Genomic DNA, 23,606 nt, shown 5'->3' with positions numbered 1-23,606 from the left:
CTCCACACTTATTTTGTTTTGCCGGTAGCGATAACACCCATCGCCAGCGCGCGGTCTAATGTCGTCAGTAACAGATGTTCCTGTGTACCGTGTTCGTTTTCCCAATCCTGGGTATTCGTATGAAGTGAGTCATGACACCGTCTGCACAGCGGGATCACGAACAGGTCATGCGCTTTTGTTGCCATACCCCCAAAGCCATTGCCGGTAATGTGGTGCGGATCATCAGACCCGTTGCCACAGGCACAACATGGCTGGCGCTTTACCCATTGGGTGTATTTCGTGTTTTCGTACCGGCGGCGTTTCGGGCGCAGCATGAAGGATTCAGGGGTTTCCGGATCAACGGCCAGCGCCAGCACAGGTTTGATGTTGCTCGCCAGCACTTCACGTGGTTCGCGTTCGCCGGGGTTGATATCGGATTCCTTCAGCTGTTCGCCAGGCGGCCGGTATCTCATCCCCAGCGCCTCGCAGATAATTTCCTCCGGCAGATGGGACGCCAGACCGTTACTGATTGCCCACCAGCAAAGCTCCGGCAAAGTCAGTTGGTGTCCGGCAGGTAACCGGGAGCGTGCACGGATCATCTCAGACACAAATTCAGTGGCGTTCGCCCGGGCCGCTGCATCAAGTTTCACGGATCCTTTCCCGTGATATTCGTTGTCATGGGACCAGCACAGGGACACCACGCCACGCCCACGGCGAGACTGAACCAGTTCGTGATGATGGTACTGGCCGCCAAAGTCGGTGCATTGGCAGCAGCGATTGCGCTTAACCCACAATGTCAGGCCATCCCACCCGCCAACCAGGTTGATAATCGGCTCTGATGTAAGAAATATTGCAAGGCGTGGATCACGTGATAACGGCTGAGCCTCTACCGGTACAAGTCCGTCTGCCACGCCCCGCAGGTCAGCCGGCTCATCGGTGATCAACAGGCGTTTCCCGCTGAAATGCTGCAGCAGGTCGCCCGGCGGCCGTAACAGCACGATCCCCAGATCCCGCTGCGGGTATGGTTTCAGTAATGCTCTCACGCTGGGTTCCCCTGTCTCTGTCGCAGATAGCCAGCCCACAACCCGGCAACCCATTCAACACCCTTCGCCGTGAAGCGCGCCTGACGGAATGCATGTTGGCTATTCAGGCTTGTACCGGTTTTCACCTCAAATCGCCCTGCCTCTAAATGATTGGCCTTTGGCGTCAACTGGCCTTCCAGCCGGTAAACAATGTCTTTCTCGAGCAGGAACATCCTGAATTCAGGTTCTTTCGCATGCAGCAATTTGCAGACCGCGCGAAATCCCATAGATCCCTTAGCCATGACGTACTGATCAACGAATTCCACTTTCGGGGCCGCCAGCGCCAGCTGAGATTCAAGTGCCTGTTTTTCATCGGCCAGATCAGCAGCCAGGCGGAGAGCCTCGGGCAATGACTGGGGTAACTGGTTTTTCAATTCCAGCTCCTGCCAGCGGTCAACTACTGCCGCGGTGAACTCGGGCGACAGCCGGGCAACCAGCACCAGCGAATCGCGCTTATTGAACCAGTACTCCTGATATTCTTCCCCGTTCTGTTCGTGTTGATAGGGGGTGTGCTCCAACGGCGCGCTTAAAATACCAGCAACTACTAGCCGTTCTGCCGACCGTTTGACATTGCTGTGCTTACTCTGCACCAGCGCAGCAATCTCACGGCTCGACATCGTTACCACTTTTCCTGACAGCAAACTGTTCGACATACTCACTCCACACGTTAAACCGGCTGCACCCCGGCGGTTTTGAAATCAGTAATCGTTATTTCTGCCTTACCATCTTTGATAACCGGTCCCCACTCGACCAGCATTCGTTTCACCTGGCTGTCGTCTTTCCAGATCCCCGCATGGGTCAGGCCATCAAACAGCGCCTTCTGGAAATTATCTAAATCGCGTTTCGCCCTGGTCGGTGGAAACAGAACCAGATGCACATCCAGTTCAGACAGCAGCGCCGGTGGCCGGCAGCGCAACTGCTGATAAATCGCCGCCAGCGCATTTGACCGGAAGATCCGCCCGCGCTCGCTGATCAACACGCCTTTTCTGGTGGAGCGCCAGTAACCGTTGACGCTTGGCGGGAATGGCAAAATCAGTCTCATAAGCTTCAAACCTCCATCTGCAGTTGCATGTTGAAGCGGTCCCGGATTTCGCAATATTCCAACGTGCCGGTGCTGTTATAGGATTCGATGCGCTCCGCCAACACATATGCGCGGGTTTCTTTTGACTGAGGTGAATACGTCCCTTTCCAAGCACTATCAATTCCGATATTGCGCGCAATGTTGGTACTGTCAGCTGACGCCAGTGGCAGTTTGGTGAAGATGTCCTTATTCAGCATGCGGAGGCCATGCAGTTTAGTAATTGGCCGGCTGTGAGCATCAACTACATGACGAATGATGTCCTTCATACGGGCCACTGCTTTAAGCGGTGATTTCACGTCATACTCACCGCAACTGCCAATGGCTACACGCGGGTACTCATGGCATAGTCGGATAAAACGCTCTTCACTTTCATTCATGTGCCAAACCGGGCACCCGATGAATTTGCCGTGTGGCCACTCAGCCAGCAGGGCATCATTCTCCGCCGCTCCGCCGTCGATAACGTCCGGAATGACCGCGAAATCGAGACCAGGATGATTCTTCCAACGCTCCACGAATCCGTAATAATCGGACCAGTCGATTTTGTTTTTGCCTGCCTTCTTCCAAATTGAGAACGCACCGTTGTCCAACGCGAATGACTGACAGATTTCCGATGCCAAACCAATCTGGCTCGAATTCGCAAAAGAGATAAACGCATGCCCAACTGACCATGCTTTCATTGCGCAGGTATCAGGGGTAATAGGTCCGCCGTGATAGTGGATCATCAGTTCATCTCCCCTGCTTTAAGCAGGCTGCTCAGCACAGAGTCAGCATGTTCCCGCGCAGCGGTGTAATCAGTGGGATGCAGCTCCCCCTCCGGGGAGACTGATTTTAACCAACCGCGATAGGCATCAAGCCAGATTTTCTGGAATTCATTCATCAGCAATCACCTTCACTGAATGGGCGATACGGGCGGCGGCAGTAGTCAGATGGTCAGGATCGAGCTCAATACCAATAAAGCTGAACCCATCGAGAATGGCGGCTTTACCGGTGGAACCGGAACCCATAAACGGATCCAGAACTGTGCCACTAGCGGGGGTAATCAGGCGGCAGAGATAGCGCATCAGTTCGCAGGGTTTAACGGTTGGGTGAGCATTACGTGCGCCAGATGTTCGCCCAGCGCCAGCACGCGGATCATTGAGACCTGCGCTTCCCTCTACGCGGCCGCCGGTCATTTCAGATGCTGTGACCGGCACAAACCGTTCCATTCCTTCATCGCGTTCTGTCTTCGTGACCTTCGCGCAGTAGAAGAATCGGGCGGCTGATCTGATGATCTCTACTCGAGCGGCATGTTCGCGCGGCGCGTTCATATCGCCATAACAAACGCGTGCAGGCCGGGATTTTCCCGTAGTTTTCAGGTCGCCTTGTTGCCCTTTAGCGTCAGGGAATGCAGCTATCACCTCTTCACTACCGTCATGAATGACGTTTGCAGGCCAGCGGCCAAGCTGCCCTGGTTGCCATTCGGCGCAGTCTGGCGCTTTATCATCTCGAACATGCGATAGAAGTGCGCCAGCGCCGCCAGTCAGGGCCTCTTCCGTCGGAACGCGGGAGATATCGATGTGCAGTGCGCCGGTACCGAACTGTTCGACGTTAGTCTCAACATTCCCGATCAGCGGTTTGCGAGCCATGACGATCGGTTCATGCGCGGGCTTAAGTGCGGTACCCATCCCGGCGTTTTCGCCCTGCAGGTTTTTAGACTTCGGAAAGCCACTGCCGTAAATCCACATCAGTTGGTCGCGGATCTCGAAACCGGCGTCTTCAATGTTCACAACGAGACGGTGATAAGTGCGTGAGCCACCGAAGGCCAGAAGATGCCCGCCAGGCTTTAGAACGCGCAGACACTCGGCCCACTGATCAACTGTTGGCACCTGATAATCCCACTTACTCCCCATGAAATTCAGGCCATATGGTGGGTCAGTGACAATCGAATCGACGCTGTTGTCAGCCAGACCGCGCAGGACCTCTTCACAACGACCAACATTCAGCTGATAGCTCATTGCGCCCCCTGCTTGCGAGAGGCCTGATTCAGCAGAACAAGCTTTGCTGAATCACCAGTTGAGAAGAAAGCCTGAAGCATGCCGGTGAAATGGGTATAGGTGACCCAGCCAGTTTGCTTGAAACTTTTCAATCCACTGATTGCATGTAGGGCTTGGTTTTTATCCGCAAAAATAATTGCAGGCCCGAGGAAAAATTTGTGATCAATTGCGGGTGTACTAAGAGCTGACTTAATAGCGCAGTACGCATAGCAGAAGCTGTCAGCACGAAGCATGATGTCTTCATGGGCTTCTTTCGCCTGCATAGCCTGAAGTTCGGTATTTATCTCACTTCGTAATTTCATGCTGCTTTCACTCCCTGCTGGCGCTGGGCGCATTCTTTCCAGATGCGGTTCCAAGTGCTGATCGCGAAATCACTACGCATACCGCGCACGCTTGCCTTACTTGCCTCGGTACAAACCAGTTTTTCCAAATCACTCGGGGCTTTGGCCGCCGCAACGCCACTGATGAACCTGCGGTAAGCTGAATCACGCTCTGAGGTATCAACAGCTACTTCACCGCGATCCCACTTCCCGTTTTTGCGGGCTGGTCGGCCTGCACGATTCCATGCGTTGGCTCCCTCGAGGTAGCCAGGGAACTTTGAAGGCTGGAACAGCGTGGACGGTCGCAGGTACTCGGCCATTTCCAGATCGCCGCCCCACTTGGCATGCATGTAATCAACGGTCAGTTGCTGTTCTTCACGGGTGAAGCCTTCACGCAGTCTGGCGCGGATATTATCCAGAGAGGATTTGCTGACCTGATAGCGTGAGCCGGTGGTCTGGTTCAGGTAATTCAGAACCTGTTTAGCCTGATCAGTAATTTCGACTTCTGCGTCGGTCTGCGCAGCAGGCTGACAAGGGGTTTTAATATCTGATGGATCTTGTTTTGAATTTACTAACGGATCCCCCCCAGATTCTGGCGGGTGAAAACCGGTATTCGTGCTCGATTTTGATGCGTCGGATTTTGACCGGTCAGATTTTGATGCGTCAGATTTTGATGTGTCAGAATCTGACGGTTCAGCAGCAGCACGAAGCTTAGCGATATTCAGCTGGTACATGTTCGATGTGTTGCGGTTTCCCTTTCGGCGCTGGGTGCTGGTGATCCAGCCGTCAGCCTCAAGTTTGCCAAGCGTTGTACGCACAGTGCTTTCACCGGCACCCAGCTGGCGGGCAATCGTAGTGATAGACGGCCAGCACAGGCCCTCGTCAGAACTGAAGTCAGCGAGGCGCGCCATAATGGCCACCGCCGATATTTTTAAACCGGCAGCAGCGCAACCATCCCAGACATATGCGGATAACTTAACGCTCATAGGACCCTCTTAAACTTTCGCCGGAATTGTTCAGTAGGCTGTGCGCACTCATGCGGGTAACCGGCGCGCATGAAGATGACGCGATCCCCTGCTCTGTCGAAGCCCACGACGTGTACCACAACGCCCCGCCAATCCTTGTAGTTCCGGTCCAGCTTCTGGATTTCTTCAGACATGCGCTCACCTTCCGGCTGTGCTCACAGACATAACCTACCCACCACGCAGCGAACTGGTAGTTGCAGGGGATCCAGCGGTTACCTATCATCACTTCATACGAAAGAGAGCCAGCGGCCCCGCCTGTCGCAACACAGCGGATTTGCGGAACGCCAGCTTTTATGAGTAGACTGTTCATGCGTTAATTACTCCACACGATTTGTTAATGCGCCGACGCCTCGGGACTGCACTCCTGAGGCGTCAACCCTTTCATGCAAAGCCACAACTGACTTCACGTACTCATCGCGGGCAGCCAAATGCTTACGATGCAGAGCCATAATTTCGGCCTTTTCGTCCTGGTCAATAACGCCATCATCTGCAATTGACGCATTGATTTGCTGATCAACCTTCCCGCTCTTTGCCGCTACCTTTACCCCTTTGATAAACAGATCAACGTGGTCCAGTTCGTCACGATTGGGGATTTCAACGAAAAAGCCTCCCCGGCGCTGAGCAAAATAATCCGCCAGGTGGTTGGTACCGCTGATGTCTTCCATCGCTTCCAGCTCAACAATTTCGAAGAACCGGCAGCCGTTTTTTTCGTACAGGTTGTTGTTGAACTGCGTTTCAGTCATGCCCAGAGCGCCAGCCATTGCCGAGCGTCCGCCGGGATAGGCTTTGCACATCGCTTTAACTACTGATTTCAGGTCTACCATGTTGTTTTCCCTTTGGTAGTTATATTCAGGCGGCTGGGATCATAGAATTCAATTCAGGCCAAATTCCCTGCCAGTCATCTGGATGCAGATCCTTACGGCTTACAGCACCGTCAGAGTTTGTTTCGATAAGTACTGATAAAGCGGGGCCTAATTTTTGTTTCTTACTGATTGCCTTGCGAAGGTATTCAACGGAGGTGCTGCATTTAGCAGCAAAGTCGCGTTGCTCACCGATGCTCAAGGCATTGAGATAAATTCTTAGCGTGTCCATGTTTCCTCCTGAGTTAGTTACTCAAAGTATACTTACAAGTAAACTTTAATCAATACTCACAGGTCATTTACCTAAGAGTAATTTTTAGTAAGATGAAGTCATGAAAGAAGACAATAATTCCGAAATATACGAATGCCGCCGACTTAAACTAAAAGAGTTGGTAGGGCGATTTGAAACGCAGAGAGCCTTTTCTGAGGCTACTGGTATCGATGTTACAGTTGTGTCTCGAATGCTTTACCCTGAAGGCAAGTCCGGAAAGAGAAATATCGGGGAGAAGGCCGTCAGACAAATAGAAGACGCCTTAAAACTCAGTAGAGGCTGGATGGATGGAATATCAGCTGAGAGCAGTAATGTATCGTTTGCCGGTTTTAATTACACGGCAGGTGTTTACCCCGTTATAAGCTGGGTTAGTGCTGGGGCATGGTCTGAAGCTATTGAGCCTTATCATCGAAAAAGCATCGATCGTTGGCTTGAAACTACAGTTGAATGTTCAGAAAATTCATTTTGGCTTGACGTGAAAGGCGACTCAATGACTGCGCCAGCCGGGCTCAGCATACCTGAAGGAATGGTAATTTTAGTTGATCCAGAGGTCGAAGCGACGAACGGTAAATTGGTTGTTGCAAAGCTTGAATCTGACAATGAAGCTACATTTAAAAAATACGTTGAGGACGCCGGGCGGAAATTTTTGAAGGCTCTTAATCCTCAGTGGCCAATGACAGAAATTAATGGTAATTGCAAAATTATAGGCGTTGTCGTTGACGCTAAAATAGCGAACCTGCCATGACTTATCATTGATTCTAAAGGAATAATCATTGATGGAACTTTTAATTATTGCAGCCGTGCTCGGGCTAATCCCGGCGTTTATTGCTCAAAGTAAAGGAAGGTCTTTCGGGGCATGGTGGCTCTACGGTTTCCTCCTCTTTATCGTTGCGATTATTCATGTCCTGATTATCCCGTCCTTACACAATCCATCTGTAAATTCATCTGAATTACGCGAATGCCCTTTTTGTGCTGAGCCTATAAAGCGCCAGGCTTTGAAGTGCAAACATTGCGGCAGTGAGGTTTCGCCCCTTCCTTCATTGGTTGAAATCCATGGCGATGGGACGAAAATTGCATGGAAAAGGGTTGGAGTTCTTATTCTATCCTTGGCAGTCACTCTGATCATTATCAGGTTCTTTGGTGTAAAGTAAATTTAACCAATTGAATCAAAAGCATATTAACCCCCTCAGTTTCAATCCTTTCATTGTTAGTTACTTTTCTTACCCCTCCACAAACTCAAATAAATTGCCCCACAATTCAAAGATATAGCCATGTCCTGTCATTTTGTTTACTCCAAGGTATTTACTTTAAATTTACTCGTAAGTATATTTACCTCATCAACATCACAACGACCATCGCAATAGCGGGAACCTGTAAGCCATCTTTACAAGTTCAGATGTAAACCAGAAGTTGACGACTGCTTTACAACGGCAAGAACACTGGGGGTTGATGAACTCACTTACCACCAACCCGATCTGACCACAGTCCCAGTGTTCTTCCCGTTGTGGTGAATGCGCAGGCTGATGCGCCTCTGGGGCAGCAAAGTTGAGTAACTGCCGGTTCGCGACCAAACCAGTGCAAACGTAACGTGAATGTCCGAGATGGCATTTAAGCACAAGCCGGATGACAGTCAGCACCGGCCACCGCAACCGCGAGTTGATCCAGCGCGTTATCTGGTCAGTGACCTGCCTGCACTCTCATGGCAGTGACGGCTGGGAAAGACCAGCACACAACAGAGAGAGTTTTGAGAGGGGTAATAGAGAGAGGACTGATTAACTTCGCTCATTGTCTTAATCCTATAGCCGGTGGCGATACCCAAGCCAGGATTACCCAAAACCGGTAGGGCAACGCTTAGGAATGGCCTAATCATCCACCTAAGCGCCCCGCTCAAAGCTCTCTCTGTTGTGGCAAGCATTAGGTGATGGTCGGGTTCCCTACCCGATTGCGGGTTCGACTCCCGCCGCCCAATCAGATCGACGTGGAACCTCGATAATTGCTGTGTGTAGTTGTCTTTCGGCGGTGGCATGACTCTTCAACCATCCAACATCAGGGGGAGCGAAGATAATGTTCTGATCATGACCACCGCCAATTTTTTCGCATACATAGACAAGGGCCGCTGGCACCCACCCAGCACGCCCTGTGCATTACTGGCCGCCCTTGTCTATGTGTGTGAGTTTCCGCCCGGTGCAGTGGGCATAAACAGGAGTGATTAACGTGAAACAACTTTGGTTTAAAAACATCCAGATTTACCGCATGAGCCGCGATATCGCGCTCGATGCAGCAGAAATGCAAAGTCAGATGGCTCAATTCGTCTTCTCGCCGTGCGGCAGCCAGGATATGGCTAAAACAGGATGGGTATCACCAATGGGCAAGTTCGGCGGCGATCAGTTGGTTCACACCGCTGGCCATCAGCTTCTGATCTGCGCTAAGCGTGAAGAGAAAATGCTTCCGGCGCCGGTAATTAAGCAGGAGCTGGCGGGAAAAATTGAGCAATTGGAAGGTGAGCAGCATCGCAAGCTGAAGAAGACCGAGAAAGATTCACTGAAAGACGAAGTGCTGCACAGTCTTATGCCGCGCGCGTTCAGCCGATTAACTCAGACCTTCATGTGGATTGATCTGGATAACCGCCTGATCATGGTCGCCGCGGTCAGCGCCAAGAAAGCAGAAGATATGCTGGCACTCCTACGTAAAAGCCTCGGTTCTCTTCCGGTGGTTCCGCTGACGATGGAAACACCGATCGAACTTACCCTGACAGAATGGGTGCGCAGCGGCCAGACGCCAGCTGGGTTCGCTTTGCAGGATGAAGCTGAGCTGAAAGCGATTCTGGAAGAAGGCGGTACTATCCGCTGTAAGAAGCAGGCTTTGGTCAGCGACGAAATCGGGACACATATCGAAAATGGCAAACTGGTTACCCAGGTGTCGATGGATTGGCAGGAACGCGTCAGCTTCCAGATCAATGACTCCTTCACGCTGAAAAAGCTGAAACCGAGCGACACACTGGCCGATCAGAATGACGACATCGACCGTGAAGATTTCTCCGCGCGCTTTAATGCTGATTTCATTCTGGTGACCAGCGAATATTCCGCGCTGATTTCCAGCCTTATTTCCGCGCTGGGCGGCGAAGCCCAAAGATAATTTAAAAGCCTCTGAATTTTATTAATTGCCGTCACTGGCAAGGGATTCGCTCAACCTAAAACTACGTATGGAGTAATTTTATGACCTGGTTAACCACCTTTTCCGGCCAGCATCTGGATTTCTCAAATCCTAATGTGCTCGCCTTCAATATCGGCGATATCGCGCAGGGACTATCCCACGAATGCCGCTTTGCCGGACAGATTGCCGAATTCTACAGCGTGGCTCAGCACTCTGTTCTGTGCAGCATGATTGTTGAGCCGCAATACCAGCGCGAAGCCCTGTTGCATGATGCCACTGAGGCGTACATGAAGGACATCCCCGCCCCGCTGAAACGCATGCTGCCGGACTATGCCCGCGTCGAGCGCCAGATTGATTCCCTGATCCGCGAGAAGTACGAACTGCCTCGGGAGATGAGCGCCATCGTCAAAACAGCTGATCTGATCATGCTGGCGACCGAACGCCGGGATCTGGAAGTCGATGCAGATAATTTCTGGCCGATTCTGGAAGGCATCAAACCAACCGACATTCTTATCACACCTCTCAACCCAGTACAGGCCAGAGCTTTGTTTATGCGCCGCTGGGAAGAACTGATGTTCTGAACTGGGAGAATTATGAAACTCAGCAAGGTTCAACGTGAAGAATTGCGGGGTATGTTCGGCGGCCGGTGTGCTTATTGCGGCTGTGAGTTGCCTGAAAAAGGCTGGCACGCCGATCACGTCCAGGCAGCATTCAGAAAATGGGAGTTCGGAGAAAGGCGCGCCGACGGGACACGCAAAATTATTTACAGCGGTGAGCACTGGAAGCCTGAAAACGATGTGCAGGAGAATCTTTTCCCGGCATGTGCGCCATGCAACTTATTCAAATCGACGTTTAGTCTGGAAGATTTCAGGGAAAACATCGCCGCACAAGCGGACAGAGCACGACAGTACAGCGTCAATTTCCGCACGGCTGAAAGATTTGGGCAGGTGCAGGTAACTGCTTCACCTATCGTTTTTTGGTTTGAGCAATGCGTACAGAAGGCAGGACATCATGACTAAAAGCACAACAGAAAAGGTACCGGCAAGTTGCGGTTATCAAGGTTACGAATTTGGTGCGCACTATCCCGATAGCGTGTGCATCGATGGCGAGCTGTGGGATGCAGACAGCGGGTTCGAGGGCTATCTCGACAACGGCGGTGACATTCCCTGTCCTCAGTGCTGCCGCGCTGAATGGCTGGCCTATTACCGGTCAGAAATATTCGAAATTGGTGAAGAGCAGGGTTACGAAGGAACGAAGCCCAAAACCGTGAAGCGTGGCGGGTTCCCTGAGGTAGTGCGTGCCGATATCGATGCCATGCGCAAGGCTCGGCGCTGGATTAAGCGCGGCTGGTATCGTGGCAGAAAAGAGCGCCAGAAAGAAGAAGCGGAGTACGCATGATGACTGAGGCAACCCAACATCAGATCGGTCTGATGCAGCATGCACTGGGAATCAACGAGAATCACCGGGAACCATACCGTAATTATTTCCTCGCCAGCAGCGGTCACAGCGACAGTGCCGACCTGGAATCTCTGGTTGCTGCTGGCCTGATGACTTCCCGCGCCGCGCCGTCTTTCTGCGCAGAAAATGATGTCGTTTATCACGTTACGGATGCTGGCCAAGAGATCGCAATTGCAGCACTGCCAGCGCCGAAGAAACGCACCCGGTACGAAGAATATCTGGCTGCTGATTATGGCCACTCGTTTGCTGAGTGGCTGGGTATTGACGTGCCGGAAATTGAATACGGTTCGTGGCATCCAAACGACGGGAAATTCCGAATGGTTTCCCACCGCGCTGCCGGTGAATGGTGTAATACCCAGAAAGAAGCCAAGGCCAGTTACAAACAGGCGCTCAGCGCCAGCAAAGCTTATCGGGAGGCTGTATGACTGATACAACAGATACAGCGGCGCTGCGTGTAGAAATTGCAGAGTTGCGGCTCAAAATAGCTAAGGGTTATGACCGCTTCATTCCTGAAACTAAAATCCACATCAAATTGCTGGAAAGAATTCTCGACCAGCTCGAAGCAGAACGCCAGCGGGCTGCCGGCTCAGAGGAAGAACTGCACAAGGCATTGCATCGAGAGAAAGCAGTGGAGCGAAAATTGCTGGCTGCTCAGGCGGAAATTGCAGAGCTGAAAGGCGGTCAGGTGCCGATGGCAATCGGTGATGACATCATTCGTGACGCTAACCGGTATCGCTTTCTGCGTGATGAGGACGCATGGGGTGAAGACAGCGACAGCTGGGATTGCGACACCCGAACCGGCCTTATCAGTTCAGAGAACTTAATGGGTGGTTTGAGTCCTGACCATTTTGATGATGCGATTGATGCGCGCATGGCAGCGTCTGATATCCCTTTCCTCAATCCAGCCACCGCCCCGCAAAAGCCGGTCGGTCTGCGACAAATCGGTAGCATCGACCACGACGGGGGTGAGTTTGCTGAATACTTCGTTGAGTTTACTGATAGCGCGCAAGTCGGACAGGCTGTCTACGTCATTGACTCAGCAATCGAGGCCGCTGGCGGCATCGTTAAAACAGAAGGTGAACAATGAAAAACTATCTCAGTAATCTGGCAAGTTTGCTCCAAGGCATTGCAGGAGTTATCTCGGACGGCGAGATAGTGCAGAAAGAATGCCCTAAGCATTTAAAATCGACATTACTTGAAGCGTCTCACGCTCTTGACTGCCAATCAGTCAGAGTTGTGTACCCGCCCAAAGGCGAACCTTTGATAATCAACGCCCGAGGCAAGGAACGAAAGCTAACTTTGCGGGAACGTATCGCGATTCGCCTGCTGGGTGGAAGAACAGAGATCAGACCGTGAAGGATGGTGAGTGATATGGCACCGCATTGGCTACAGCAGCGGTTCCAGTACTGGAAATACTGGAGAGGCTTCGAACAGGCCTACTACAAAATTAAGGCAGACAGAAAATCATGAGGTCGCATTTAGTCAGGCGGTTTTTCGTGAAACGAATGCTGAACCTGTGGTTTGTTCCAGTTGAGTTTGCGCCAGCAATGCCACCAGGTGAAAAAATGCCATGGTGGCGAGCTGGGAAATATTACGGCCGTTTTCGGGTCAGTCAGTAAACCGGTGTGCAGCCGGCTATAACTAAACGTGTGGGGTGATTTATGACGAGAACATTAACGTTAGATGCATGGGCTCAGGATGAATTCTCAGATCCAATACCAAGCAGGCCAACCCTGATGAAGTATGCAAAGAGCGGCATGATATCTCCACCACCCTTCAAAGCTGGGCGGTGCTGGCGTGTCGAAGCGTCAGCGCGCTTTATTGGCATGACCGATATGCCCATAGTCAAGAAGGATGATAATCCACGTTTAAAAAGGATTCTCGAAGATGGCTCGTCCACGTAAATACAACGTGAATATTCCCGGTCTCTCCTGCTATACCGACGTCAGAACCAAAAAGGTTTACTGGCGTTATAAGCACCCGGTCACCGGAAAGTTTCACGGCCTAGGCGATAGTGAGGAGGAAGCACGGCAAATAGCGATCGAGGCAAATACCCGCCTGGCCGAACAGAAAATGAAGCACATGTTCACGATCAGGGAAAAAATAAGTGTCCAGTTGGGTATGTCTATAACCGTAACCAATTGGCTCGACCGTTATCTTAAAATACAGGCGGAACGCGTTTCTGATGGCGAAATTAAAAAACAAACACTGAAACACAAATCTGGACCAGTTGAGATCTTTAGGCGTGAATGCGGCCATTTGGAATTGAAGGCAGTAGGCGCGAAAGATATAGCGGCGATTATCGACCAGCACAAAGAAAAAGGTCATAGGAGAATGGCGCAAGTTGTCCGTTCTGTTCTGATGGACGTCTATAAAGAAGCACAGCATGCAGGAGAAGTTGATCCGGGATATAACCCTGCGGCTGCCACCAGGCAAACAAAGAATTCGGTTCAAAGAGAAAGACTAACATTTGAGGAATGGCAGACCATTTATTTAGCTGCTGAAAATGAACAAGTTTACGTACAAAACTCCATGTTACTGGCCATATTAACTGGGCAGCGCCTTGGCGATTTGGCAAAGATGAAGTTCTCTGACGTATGGGATGATCATTTACACATTGAGCAAAGTAAAACCGGTATGAGGCTCGCCCTGCCACTTTCACTTCGCAATGAAAAAGTGGGTGTTACTTTGCGAGAAATTATTACCCGTTGTAGGGATTTGGTGATCAGCCCTTATTTGCTGCATATACACCATGCCAAAGGTAAAGCGAAAAGAGGTGGTGCGGTATCAACAGCATCAATCACAAAGTCATTCGCTAAAGTTCGCGATAATAGCGGCCTGACTTGGTCAGAAGGATCCCCGCCATCATTCCACGAACAACGATCATTATCGGAACGCCTGTATCGATCACAAGGCATCGATACGAAAAAGTTACTGGGTCACAAAAATCAGAAAATGACCGATCTGTACAATGATGATAGAGGAAAGGAGTGGATTACTCTGGCTATCTAAGAAGAACGATTTTTATACAGTATTGCAGAAGAGTTTTGCAGGGGTTTTGCAGGGAGTTGACATGTAGGATTTGGAAAGCGGCAAAGTCGATTCACTTTGCCGTGTAAATTCAGGCGGTTACTAACGCTTACTTATCTCGCATCACTTTTGCCGAATCGCTTTTCCATGTGCTGAACCAGCAGCGAGAGCAGGAAAGTCAGCACCCAGTAAACCAGTGAAATGGTCAGGTAGGGTTCCCAGTAGGTCGCGTAAGCGCCGGACACCGTGCGTGCGGCATACGCCAGATCGGCAAGGCCGATCGCCGAGGCCAGCGAGGAATCTTTCACGATCGCAATGGCGTTATTGCCCAGCGGCGGCAGAATACGGCGGAACGCCTGCGGCAATATCACTTTGCGCATGGTTTTGCCCCAGCCCATGCCCAACGCGCGCGAGGCTTCCATCTGACCGTTATCGATCGACTGAATACCCGCACGGAAGATTTCCGAGACGTAAGCCCCCGCATTGAGGGTAATCGCCACCACGCAGGATAAAAACGCGCCGTAATCGGAACGCAATGCGCGGGCGAAATCCGAAGACATCAGGCCGTTGGCGACTAAAATCCCGTCGCGCGGGTTGATAAACAGCGGCACCAGGGCAAAGTGAACCACCATGATCTGCACAAACAGCGGCGTGCCACGAAAGGCACTGACGTAAATGCGCACCGGCCATTGCACGGCGAAGCGCAGGATGTGTTTCCACGGGCCGTCATCGGCGCGGGCCATCCTGCCGAGGCCAAGCAGCAGCCCCCAGGTGGTGCCTAAAATGACGCAAATAATGGTGCATTTGATGGTCATCAGCGCGCCCTGTACAAACAGCGGCGCATATTCTGAGATTATCTCCCAGCGAAATCCGGTCATACCTGTCCTTGTTCAGGGGCGTTTTGCCGCCCCTGATTAACGTTGTGTTTTATCGAAATATTCAGTTGGCAGGAAGAGTGGGAACGTTCTTGTCGAACCAGGTTTGGTAGATTTTCGCGTAGGTGCCGTCAGCCACGATTTTCTTCAGACCGGCGTTGATTTTACCCAGCAACTCGGTGTTGTCTTTGGCGACCGCAATGCCGAAATACTGGCGTTCAAATTTCGCATCCGGCACCAGTTTCAGCGCTTTTTCAGGATGAGATTTGATGTAGTACTTCACCACGCCCACGTCACCTACCGCCGCGCCGATGCCGTCTTCCGCCAGTTCCTGCAACATCAGCGGCGTGTTATCGAAGCGTTTGATGTCGGTGCTGTTTTTACCCAGCTCATTCGACACCACGATGTCGCCGGTGCTGGAGTTCACCACGCCGACTTTCTGCCCTTTCAGCGCGGCAACGGAATCCACTTTGGAATCTTCAGGCACCACAATGGACTGCTCTGCCGGGAAGTACGGTGCGGAGAAATCCACCATCGCTTTGCGTTTATCGGTGATGGTGATACCGGAAATGATGATGTCACGGTCGCCGGAATTCAGGGTGGCAAAGATGCCTTCCCACGGCGTATTGACCAGTTTGATATCAAAGTTTTCCGCTTTCGCGATGGCCTTGATGATGTCGATATCAAAACCTTCCAGCTGTTTCTGGCTGTTTTCATATTCGAACGGACGGTAAGTTCCGCCGGAACCGACCACATAAGTCGTCTGTGCGGCATAGGCAGATGTGATTAAGGAAGAAAGCAGACACCCGGTGAAAATTAAGGACTTAAGCATAGTCACTCCTGTGTGATTGTTATTTTATGCAATTAATTTGCATAAAAATACACAAATTGACCAAACGGTTCAACCGAAAGTTGCAGGTTATGCGACGAAGGAAACATCCGTTCCGGCAGACTGTTCCGAGTTCCCCGTTTGCGCATTCATCTCTCCTCCCGGATCGGGTATATTGGTACGCAGATCACAAAAATCCCTTAAAGGAAGACGCCGTACTATGAGTTATCGCTTCACTCTGGCCGCTGTTGCGGCCATTTTCGCCCTGACAGGATGCGCAAAATCGAAAACCGCCGAACAGGCACCGGCTTTCGATTTCGGTTCGACGCGGGTGACCGTGACCCACATCCCGACAAAAACGGACGATGGCACCAAACTGTATGTGACCGTCGACGGTAAAGATGCCGGTGCGTTAGGACTGGGCGAAAGTCTGGAAGTTAAGCTGCCGGAAGGCAAACACAAGGTCGGCGGCTATGCCCGTTCGCTGATTGGCCGCGTGACCATTTCACCGGTCGAAGTGGCCACCTCGCCGGATATGATCAGCCATGTGACCTATTCTGTTGCGGATCTCAAACCGACATTCTTAGTTCGCGCGTCAACGCCGGTGCCAAAACCTAAGTCAGAATCGATCCCGGCAGAACCGGTGCCGAGCATGCCGAAGCAAATTGAAGATGTCGCCCCGGCGACGGACGCACAGGCGCAGACGACAACCCCTGCCGCCCCGGTTACCGCACCGCAGGCGACCCCTGAAACGCCAGCCGCGCCGGTCACCACACAGGCCGCAACGCCAGCGGCACCGGTGACAACTCAGCAGACGGCCACACCGGCAGTGACCGAGCTGACGCCAACCCCGTCGTCACAGACCACTCAATCTGCGTCACCGCAGGACGTTAACGTCACCAATCTGACGGAAACCCCGCAGGCATAACCCCTTCCCGTACGTCGTCTTTCTCATGCCCGGTTTATCGCGCCGGGCATGGCAAACCATGGCACTCTTCTGATATTTTCTTTATCCGCCGGTAAGTTAGCTACGATCAGATAAGTTGACACTTATTCCGGGACTTCGTATGTCAGGCTACCTTTCGGGGCTGACCCGCCGCTATCCGTTGCATCTTCAGATCGCCACGCTGTTCACGTTACTGATTGTGGTCATCGGCAGCGTGATCGCCCTTTTCAGCCACAGCCAGCTCACCCGCTTAACTCAGATCAGCGCCGCGCGGCAATATCAGCAAACCGGGGATGCGGTGGCGGCGGAACTGCATAATGTGACGCGCACCATGATGATGTCGGTGAATATTCTGACCGGTATGCCGGTCACCGGCGCGGAAAATCTCAGTCAGAGAATGGCGCAGGTCGGCAAATTTATCGAAATCCTGCGGCAAAATGATTACGCCAGTTCAGTGTATATCGGCTATGCCGGCGGTGATTTTTTTATGCTGCGCCGGATCACTGCCGCCAGCCGCGCCTTTTTCCAGATCCCCGCCAACGCGAAATGGCTGGTTCAGAGCAATCAGTGGCTGGCGGGTAAACCTGAAAAACGCTTTATCTATCTGGATGATAATCAGCACATTATCGGTGAGCGCGTTGTCGACAACGAGCTGTTTGATCCGCGCAGCCGCGACTGGTTTATTCAGGCATCACACTCTCACGGGCTGGTGACTTCCCCTAATTACCTGTTTAAAGGCACCGGCGAGACCGGCTTCACTTACAGCCGTCTGGCGGATAATCAGCAGGCGGTGATCGGGCTGGATGTCTCGCTGGCCCTGCTTTCTCAGTTTCTGAAACAACAGGATTTACCGGCGGGCAGTCAGGCAGAAATCGTCAATTTTGCCAATGAGAGTGTCGCCAGCCAGCCGTTGCGAAAAGGTGACCGGTCGCCGGAATTACAGGCGCTGCTGGCGTCCCGCGGCACGCCAGGCCACGGCGACAGCCGGGTGTTCAGGGTACAAGATGAGGACTGGTTCGGCTCAGTGATCAGCCTCAGCAACAACGGCAACCGCTACCAGTTGCTGATCGCCACGCCTTCCGCCACGCTGACCGCCGGTGCCAATGCGGTCAGAAACAGGGCCACGCTGGTGGCCTTTGTGCTGCTGCTCCTCAGCCTGCCCGTGGTCTGGTTTTTTTCCCTGCGCATTTCCCGCCCGTTGCTGCATTTGCAGCGGGATGCCGAATCCATCAGCAGCCTGATTTTTGATGAGGGAGAAAGCCGCCCCTCCGCCATTGCTGAAGTGGATGATCTGCGCCTCGCGATGGCAAAAATGCGGCGCAGGCTGAAACAGTTTATTTCGATGGGCAGCATTCTTTCGGCCAAAGACAATTTCCCCCGCCAGATGCAGGGATTGCTGGATGAAACCACCGACATCGCCGACATGGACGGCGGCATTATTTTTCTGGCGGATAAGCACGGTGAAACCTTCACGCCGGTGGCGGTTAACCGGGGCAACGCACCGCCGGAGATCGCCGACGTGGCGTCGGTGCGGTTTGATCACCATGATTTACCGGCGTTCTGGAAGGTTCGCGAGGGCACGCCGGTGGCCGGTGTTTTCCGGCATACCGGGGAGATCCCTGCGCCGCTGCGCGACCTGCTTTCCCCTTATCTTCCGCTGCATTATTTCGCGGTGCCGATGCAAACCCACGATAATCACCTGCTCGGGTTCCTGTTGGTATTCAGCGTGAAATCGCTGAGCGAACCGCGCCAGAAGGCCAGGATCCAGCTGGTCGATGCGCTGGTCGGCAGCCTGTCCGTTGCCATCGAAACCCAGTATTTACTCCAGGAACAAAAGAACCTGCTGAACGCCTTTATTGAGCTGATCGCCGGCGCGATCGATGCCAAAAGCCCTTACACCGGCGGCCACTGTCAGCGGGTGCCGGAAATCACCAAAATGCTGGCGCAGGCGGCGGTCGATTCTCAGGAAGGGCCTTTTTCCGCGTTCACGCTGACGGATCACGAATGGGAGGAACTGCATACCGCCTGCTGGTTACATGACTGCGGCAAGATCACCACGCCGGAATTTGTCGTCGATAAAGCCACCAAGCTGGAGCTGATCTACGATCGTATTCATGAGATCCGCATGCGGTTTGAAGTGCTGAAACGGGAAAAAGAGATCGACTGGTTACGTTGTCACGCAACCGGGACGCCGACGGACACCGACAAACAGTCACTTGCCGCCGCACTGGCGCAACTGGATGACGATTTCGCGTTCATCGCGCGCTGTAATATCGGCACGGAGTTTCTTTCTGACGCTGCCCTGCTGCGTATTCAGCATATCGCCGGTTATCAGTGGACCCGCACGCTTGACGACACGGCGGGCGTCTCTGCGGGTGAACTGGCGCGTAAAGGCCGCCGTCCGGCGCAATCACTGCCGGTACAGGAACCGCTGCTGGCCGATAAAGAGGAACATATCATTTATCGCGACAGCAAAAATCACCTGCCGGAAAGCTATCAGTTCAGGCTTCGCGAACCGGTGTATCTCTACAACTACGGCGAGATTTACAACCTGTCGGTCCGACGTGGCACGCTCAATGATGAGGAACGCTATAAAATTAACGAACACATTATGCAGACTATTATCATGCTGAAAAAACTGCCGTTCCCGCGCACCATGGCCAATGTGCCGGTGATTGCCGGAGGTCACCACGAGCGGATGGACGGCAAAGGCTATCCTTATCAGCTCAGCGATCAGCAAATGAGTATCCCGGTGAAAATGATGGCCGTGGCGGATGTGTTTGAAGCCCTGACGGCGGCTGACCGCCCTTATAAACCGGGCAAGCGGCTGTCTGAAGCCCTGAATATCATGACCTCGATGGTGAATGAACAGCATCTGAACCGCGATGTGTTTGTGCTTTTCCTGCAATCAGGGATCTGGCGCGACTACGCCAGCCGTTATCTGCTGGCGGAAAACGTCGATGAGGTGGATGTGGCCGCTCTGCTGCAAAAACTCGTCCCGCAGCAGATGGCCTCGTAACGCTGGCGGGCGGTCAGAACCTGACCACCGCACCCAGCTCAATCACCCGGTTGGGCGGGATATGATAATGCTCCGGCGCACGCAGGGAATTACGCTGCAACACCTGGAACAGTTTTGCGCGCGCCTTCAGGTACCACGGGCGCGGTTCGCCGAGGATAAAGGTGTCACGGGATAAGAAGAATGACGTCTCGTTCATGCTGCTTTTCAGCCCTTCCAGCCCGCAACGGTAAAGGATATCCGTGACATTCGGTTTCTCGCGCCAGCCGTAACTGGCGACCACCCGCCAGAATGCCGGTGAAAGCTGTTCGATGGTGACTCGTCTGACGTTATGCACGTAGGGCACATCCTCAGTGACGATAGTCAGTAACACCACGCGTTCATGCAGAATTTTGTTGTGCTTGAGGTTATGCAACAGCACCAGCGGCACTTCGTATTGCCCGCGGGACATCACCACGGCCGTGCCCGGCACCCGCTGCGGCGGGGCTTTTTCCAGCGACGAAATCAGCGATTCCAGGGCTTCAGGATCCTGACGCAGGCGGCGCAACAGGCGCGACCGCTCGGTTTTCCACGTCAGCATGATCACCAGAATACTCAGGCCGATCGCCACCGGCAGCCAGCCGCCGGAAAACAGTTTGATCAGGTTGGCGGCAAACAGCGGGATGTCTATCAGCAGCATCACCGCCATCGCCAGTCCGCCTGCCCAGGATTTCCAGCCCCAGTTTTTCACCATCACGATGCCGAGCAGCACGGAAGTGATCACCATGGTGCCGGTCACCACGATACCGTACGCCGACGCCAGATTACCCGAGTGTTTAAAGCTGACGATGGCAATCAGTACCGCGAAATACAGCAGCCAGTTCACCACCGGAATGTATATCTGACCGGACTCCACATCCGAGGTATAGATAATGCGCATGGGCGGCAGATAGCCCATGCGCACCGCCTGCCGGGTCAGTGAGAATACGCCGGAAATCACCGCCTGCGAGGCAATCACTGTGGCCAGCGTGGCCAGCACCAGCAGCGGAACCAGCGCCCAGTCAGGTGCCAGCAGGAAAAACGGGTTCTTAATGGCGGCGGGCTGACTGAGTAATAATGCGCCCTGACCGAAATAGTTCATGACCAGCGAAGGCCCGACCAGCGCAAACCAGGCGATGCGGATGGGCTTCTTACCAAAATGTCCCATATCGGCATACAGCGCCTCGCCGCCAGTGACCGAAAGCACCACCATGCCAAGGGCGAAAAACGACACGACTTTGTATTCCACAAAGAAATGCAGCGCCCAGTAAGGATTCATCGCCTGCAACACTTCAGGGTTACGCATGATGCCACCGACGCCCAGCGCGCCAATGGTCACGAACCACAGCACCATCACCGGGGCGAAAATATTGCCCACGATGCCGGTGCCCTTTTTCTGAATGAAAAACAGCAATGTCAGGACGGCAATCGCAAACGGAATAATGAAAGGGTCGAGTGATGGCTCGATAATTTCCAGCCCTTCAATGGCCGAAAGCACCGAGATGGCGGGCGTGATCACGCCGTCGCCGTAGAAAAAACTGCCCCCTACCAGCCCGATAAACATGATAAACGGGATCCAGCGCGGATTCAGATTACGGATCGCCAGCGCCATCAGGGTGAGAATACCGCCTTCTCCGTCGTTGTCAGCCCGCATAACGAAGCTGATGTATTTCACGGAGACGACCAGCATCAGCAGCCAGAAAATCAGCGACAGAAAGCCGAACAGCGCACTTTGTGTCACGGCAATGCCTGCCTGTCCGGTCAGGCATTCACGCAGGGTATATAACGGGCTGGTACCGATGTCGCCATAGACGACGCCGATACACGCCACCGTCACGGTCAGCAGCGATGATTTATTTTTAGTTTGCGTCATGAGTGGCTTCACAATTTCCGGGGCGACAGTGATCGCCCCACAGAAAGAGTATAGTTGCACTCACATGCCATCAGTTCATTGATGACGCTTTTCTGACTCAATCCCGCGTTTATCCACAGCGGTGTGAGAATCATCGCCGCGAAGTTTTGCATTAACGGGAAATATCTGTAACCGGAATACCTGGATTACATTTTTTCATCCGGTCAACTAACTTATACAACCTTTCGTTAGCCTCGATTGTCATTTCCCGGGTCGCGCGTATGGTCTTAGGTGCTACAAAAATCCCTGCTATTTTTATGTCACTCGTCGGCGGTAGTCCCTGATAAGTGTTAATATTCGGTCGGCCAACAAGCAATATCTCATTATGCCATTGGTAATTAGTTTTCTTAAGTATCTTCCCGGGTGGTTGAATTTGATTGTAACCACCAGGCGCCATGATCTCTTTATTTTTGCCTTTACCCTCGAAAATTTTGTCAGCAAGAGAAAACCGATCATAGACTTTGCCGGTACCGGTATTGACACCAGCATGATTAGGGAACCAGATATCATTACTGAACGTCCCCAATATATTTTGCACCGGTACATCGAGAACAAATCCTGCTTCAAAAAACAAGCCTGATTGCGATCTGACCGTAAGCCCGCGCCCCAGACGGAAGCCTCTCAGCACAGCATCCAGGTCAATGAATGAACTTGAAATGACATCCCAGGTTTTAAAAACCTCTCGGGCAGGTCTTGTCAGTAAAGGCGAGGACCCATAGTTTATCGAAATGGTATGAATAAGAAGTTGTCTTTTCTTATTGCGTGCGTCCCATTTTTTTAACGTTTTGACTTTGTCAGCATCAGGTGACTTTAGTTGTTTATTTCCAAACATAATGTAACTCCATTATATGATGACTATTAATAAATATACTTTTAACAATTTCACTCTTTTTACCACCTGATTTTTCACTTGCATAAATCCTTTGTGGTAATATCAAAATCAAATAACCATATGCCCACCAATGACACGTAACTTGTTTGATTTCCTTGTTAATTCCGGGCTACTCACCCTTGGATTTCTATCTGCATCCATACGATGAAATGCCAGTATTTTGTTATCTCCTGACTCCCAATATAAGGCATAGGCTTTTTTATACTGGGGTAATTTACTTTCTGAAAAATAAATCAACAATACAATTCTTGATAAGGTTTCAGCATTATTCAAAGGAAGGCTGTGCTTTTCTCTGGCATAACGATGTAAGTCTTTTACCGACCACGGTGTGAACAAACCCGATGCCTGCTTTTCCATACTGATAGAATAGGCGTTGTCCTCTGTATTTAAAACCAGATGGCTTAACTCGTGAATCACCGTTGCAGCAATATCATCAATATGCATGCGTCCGGTGCGCAGATAAGACAATGCAATATATTTCTTCCGGACACCATTATTGAAGTCTCTGGCATCCGTCGCTTTCACGTATCCGACAGTGCCCCCTCCTGCCTCATACAACTCTTCTGCAACATCAAAATGCTCTGGTGTTAAATTTTCCATCTTCCTTTTAATTTCATTCAGAGAATGAATGAGTTTTTTCACCGTCGCAGAATTATTTTCATTCAACAATTCATTGAGGATCTTTTTGGTTTCCTCTGATAACTTACTCCGCCCCAGGGCCTTCAGGGCAATATGCAACTGTTGCTTAGCATTCGCTATGACAAAGGGTAAGAGTATTCTTAATCTTTCTTCTGCCGGATGCATCATTTCTATCCATAGTGAAAGC

29 protein-coding genes are annotated in these 23,606 nt (G+C 52.0%); 13 read left to right on the top strand and 16 right to left on the bottom strand.

Translation table 11 applies throughout. The features are described 5' to 3' along the window. Positions 1–8 precede the first annotated feature (8 nt). The 11 genes from EDF78_RS00485 to EDF78_RS00440 form a co-directional block, all read right to left on the bottom strand. Positions 9–1,022: a DUF968 domain-containing protein gene (locus tag EDF78_RS00485; protein ID WP_133822236.1), complete on the bottom strand. Its 1,014-nt coding sequence runs from the start codon at positions 1,020–1,022 to the stop codon at positions 9–11. Continuing rightward, positions 1,019–1,714: a DNA-binding protein gene (locus tag EDF78_RS00480; protein WP_133822235.1), complete on the bottom strand. Its 696-nt coding sequence runs from the start codon at positions 1,712–1,714 to the stop codon at positions 1,019–1,021. Before EDF78_RS00480 ends, EDF78_RS00485 begins: the two co-directional genes overlap by 4 nt. 14 nt (positions 1,715–1,728) lie before the next feature. Next, on the bottom strand, positions 1,729–2,103 hold the full coding sequence (locus EDF78_RS00475) for a RusA family crossover junction endodeoxyribonuclease (protein WP_133822234.1): 375 nt from the start codon (positions 2,101–2,103) through the stop codon (positions 1,729–1,731). Positions 2,104–2,108: 5 nt separating this feature from the next. Further along, positions 2,109–2,864, bottom strand: coding sequence for a hypothetical protein (locus tag EDF78_RS00470; protein ID WP_133822233.1), 756 nt, complete (start codon positions 2,862–2,864; stop codon positions 2,109–2,111). Continuing rightward, a complete protein-coding gene (locus EDF78_RS25500; protein ID WP_166654434.1) occupies positions 2,864–3,019 on the bottom strand; it encodes a hypothetical protein in 156 nt (51 codons plus the stop codon). The genes EDF78_RS00470 and EDF78_RS25500 overlap by 1 nt, the downstream gene beginning before the upstream one ends. Then, positions 3,012–4,136, bottom strand: a complete 1,125-nt coding sequence (locus EDF78_RS00465; RefSeq protein ID WP_133822232.1) for a site-specific DNA-methyltransferase — start codon at positions 4,134–4,136, stop codon at positions 3,012–3,014. Before EDF78_RS00465 ends, EDF78_RS25500 begins: the two co-directional genes overlap by 8 nt. After that, positions 4,133–4,477: a hypothetical protein gene (locus tag EDF78_RS00460; protein WP_133822231.1), complete on the bottom strand. Its 345-nt coding sequence runs from the start codon at positions 4,475–4,477 to the stop codon at positions 4,133–4,135. The genes EDF78_RS00465 and EDF78_RS00460 overlap by 4 nt, the downstream gene beginning before the upstream one ends. Further along, the gene (locus EDF78_RS00455; RefSeq protein WP_131693187.1) at positions 4,474–5,481 is read right to left on the bottom strand and encodes a conserved phage C-terminal domain-containing protein; all 1,008 of its coding nucleotides are present in this window, start codon (positions 5,479–5,481) and stop codon (positions 4,474–4,476) included. The genes EDF78_RS00460 and EDF78_RS00455 overlap by 4 nt, the downstream gene beginning before the upstream one ends. Next, positions 5,478–5,654 carry a DUF4222 domain-containing protein gene (locus EDF78_RS00450; protein WP_133822230.1) on the bottom strand — a complete coding sequence of 59 codons (177 nt, stop codon included), beginning with the start codon at positions 5,652–5,654 and terminating at the stop codon, positions 5,478–5,480. The genes EDF78_RS00455 and EDF78_RS00450 overlap by 4 nt, the downstream gene beginning before the upstream one ends. 183 nt (positions 5,655–5,837) lie before the next feature. Further along, positions 5,838–6,344 carry a YmfL family putative regulatory protein gene (locus tag EDF78_RS00445; RefSeq protein ID WP_133822229.1) on the bottom strand — a complete coding sequence of 169 codons (507 nt, stop codon included), beginning with the start codon at positions 6,342–6,344 and terminating at the stop codon, positions 5,838–5,840. Between the two features lie 25 nt (positions 6,345–6,369). Then, positions 6,370–6,612 carry a YdaS family helix-turn-helix protein gene (locus tag EDF78_RS00440; protein WP_133822228.1) on the bottom strand — a complete coding sequence of 81 codons (243 nt, stop codon included), beginning with the start codon at positions 6,610–6,612 and terminating at the stop codon, positions 6,370–6,372. 100 nt (positions 6,613–6,712) lie between these two features. Between EDF78_RS00440 and EDF78_RS00435 the strand changes: the two genes are divergently transcribed. The 11 genes from EDF78_RS00435 to EDF78_RS00385 all read left to right on the top strand — a co-directional run bounded on the left by EDF78_RS00435 (position 6,713) and on the right by EDF78_RS00385 (position 14,274). After that, positions 6,713–7,396, top strand: coding sequence for a LexA family transcriptional regulator (locus EDF78_RS00435; protein WP_133822227.1), 684 nt, complete (start codon positions 6,713–6,715; stop codon positions 7,394–7,396). A gap of 31 nt (positions 7,397–7,427) precedes the next feature. After that, a complete protein-coding gene (locus EDF78_RS00430; RefSeq protein WP_208294452.1) occupies positions 7,428–7,802 on the top strand; it encodes a zinc ribbon domain-containing protein in 375 nt (124 codons plus the stop codon). A gap of 1,063 nt (positions 7,803–8,865) precedes the next feature. Then, entirely contained in the window at positions 8,866–9,786 is a 921-nt protein-coding gene (rdgC, locus tag EDF78_RS00425) for a recombination-associated protein RdgC (RefSeq protein WP_279586755.1), read from the top strand. 80 nt (positions 9,787–9,866) lie between these two features. Continuing rightward, a complete protein-coding gene (locus EDF78_RS00420) occupies positions 9,867–10,385 on the top strand; it encodes an HD family hydrolase (RefSeq protein ID WP_133822226.1) in 519 nt (172 codons plus the stop codon). A gap of 12 nt (positions 10,386–10,397) precedes the next feature. Further along, positions 10,398–10,823 (top strand): HNH endonuclease, encoded by a 426-nt coding sequence (locus EDF78_RS00415; RefSeq protein WP_133822225.1) that lies wholly within the window; start codon positions 10,398–10,400, stop codon positions 10,821–10,823. Next, complete coding sequence (locus EDF78_RS00410; protein ID WP_133822224.1) at positions 10,816–11,202, top strand: hypothetical protein; 387 nt, start codon at positions 10,816–10,818, stop codon at positions 11,200–11,202. Before EDF78_RS00415 ends, EDF78_RS00410 begins: the two co-directional genes overlap by 8 nt. After that, a complete protein-coding gene (locus tag EDF78_RS00405; RefSeq protein ID WP_243839400.1) occupies positions 11,199–11,687 on the top strand; it encodes a hypothetical protein in 489 nt (162 codons plus the stop codon). The genes EDF78_RS00410 and EDF78_RS00405 overlap by 4 nt, the downstream gene beginning before the upstream one ends. After that, the gene (locus EDF78_RS00400) at positions 11,684–12,349 is read left to right on the top strand and encodes a hypothetical protein (RefSeq protein ID WP_133822223.1); all 666 of its coding nucleotides are present in this window, start codon (positions 11,684–11,686) and stop codon (positions 12,347–12,349) included. The genes EDF78_RS00405 and EDF78_RS00400 overlap by 4 nt, the downstream gene beginning before the upstream one ends. After that, the gene (locus tag EDF78_RS00395; RefSeq protein WP_133822222.1) at positions 12,346–12,618 is read left to right on the top strand and encodes a hypothetical protein; all 273 of its coding nucleotides are present in this window, start codon (positions 12,346–12,348) and stop codon (positions 12,616–12,618) included. The genes EDF78_RS00400 and EDF78_RS00395 overlap by 4 nt, the downstream gene beginning before the upstream one ends. 305 nt (positions 12,619–12,923) lie before the next feature. After that, positions 12,924–13,166 (top strand): excisionase, encoded by a 243-nt coding sequence (locus EDF78_RS00390; protein WP_133822221.1) that lies wholly within the window; start codon positions 12,924–12,926, stop codon positions 13,164–13,166. Next, on the top strand, positions 13,150–14,274 hold the full coding sequence (locus EDF78_RS00385) for a phage integrase Arm DNA-binding domain-containing protein (protein ID WP_133822220.1): 1,125 nt from the start codon (positions 13,150–13,152) through the stop codon (positions 14,272–14,274). The genes EDF78_RS00390 and EDF78_RS00385 overlap by 17 nt, the downstream gene beginning before the upstream one ends. Positions 14,275–14,405: 131 nt before the next feature. On the opposite strand, the gene EDF78_RS00380 is transcribed toward EDF78_RS00385, so the two are convergent. Both EDF78_RS00380 and EDF78_RS00375 read right to left on the bottom strand, forming a co-directional pair. Next, positions 14,406–15,170 (bottom strand): amino acid ABC transporter permease, encoded by a 765-nt coding sequence (locus EDF78_RS00380; protein WP_133822219.1) that lies wholly within the window; start codon positions 15,168–15,170, stop codon positions 14,406–14,408. A 61-nt stretch (positions 15,171–15,231) separates the two neighbouring features. After that, on the bottom strand, positions 15,232–15,999 hold the full coding sequence (locus tag EDF78_RS00375) for a basic amino acid ABC transporter substrate-binding protein (protein WP_095925676.1): 768 nt from the start codon (positions 15,997–15,999) through the stop codon (positions 15,232–15,234). A gap of 217 nt (positions 16,000–16,216) precedes the next feature. Here EDF78_RS00375 and EDF78_RS00370 point away from each other — a divergent pair, with 217 nt between their 5' ends. Together EDF78_RS00370 and EDF78_RS00365 are read left to right on the top strand one after the other, a co-directional pair. Further along, a complete protein-coding gene (locus EDF78_RS00370) occupies positions 16,217–16,924 on the top strand; it encodes a hypothetical protein (protein ID WP_133822218.1) in 708 nt (235 codons plus the stop codon). A gap of 139 nt (positions 16,925–17,063) precedes the next feature. After that, positions 17,064–19,961 carry an HD domain-containing phosphohydrolase gene (locus tag EDF78_RS00365; RefSeq protein WP_133822217.1) on the top strand — a complete coding sequence of 966 codons (2,898 nt, stop codon included), beginning with the start codon at positions 17,064–17,066 and terminating at the stop codon, positions 19,959–19,961. 13 nt (positions 19,962–19,974) lie between these two features. Here EDF78_RS00365 and kup read toward each other — a convergent pair whose 3' ends face one another. From kup to EDF78_RS00350, 3 genes are all read right to left on the bottom strand, one after another. Next, on the bottom strand, positions 19,975–21,849 hold the full coding sequence (kup, locus tag EDF78_RS00360) for a low affinity potassium transporter Kup (protein WP_133822216.1): 1,875 nt from the start codon (positions 21,847–21,849) through the stop codon (positions 19,975–19,977). A 151-nt stretch (positions 21,850–22,000) separates the two neighbouring features. Continuing rightward, positions 22,001–22,720 (bottom strand): hypothetical protein, encoded by a 720-nt coding sequence (locus tag EDF78_RS00355; RefSeq protein ID WP_095925672.1) that lies wholly within the window; start codon positions 22,718–22,720, stop codon positions 22,001–22,003. A gap of 108 nt (positions 22,721–22,828) precedes the next feature. After that, on the bottom strand, positions 22,829–23,587 hold the full coding sequence (locus EDF78_RS00350; protein WP_232770735.1) for a hypothetical protein: 759 nt from the start codon (positions 23,585–23,587) through the stop codon (positions 22,829–22,831). Positions 23,588–23,606: the final 19 nt, after the last annotated feature.

The organism is Rahnella sp. BIGb0236 (genome assembly GCF_004364755.1).
In the GTDB taxonomy this organism is placed as follows: Bacteria; Pseudomonadota; Gammaproteobacteria; order Enterobacterales; family Enterobacteriaceae; genus Rahnella; species Rahnella victoriana.
This window is presented reverse-complemented; position numbering and strand designations above follow the sequence as displayed.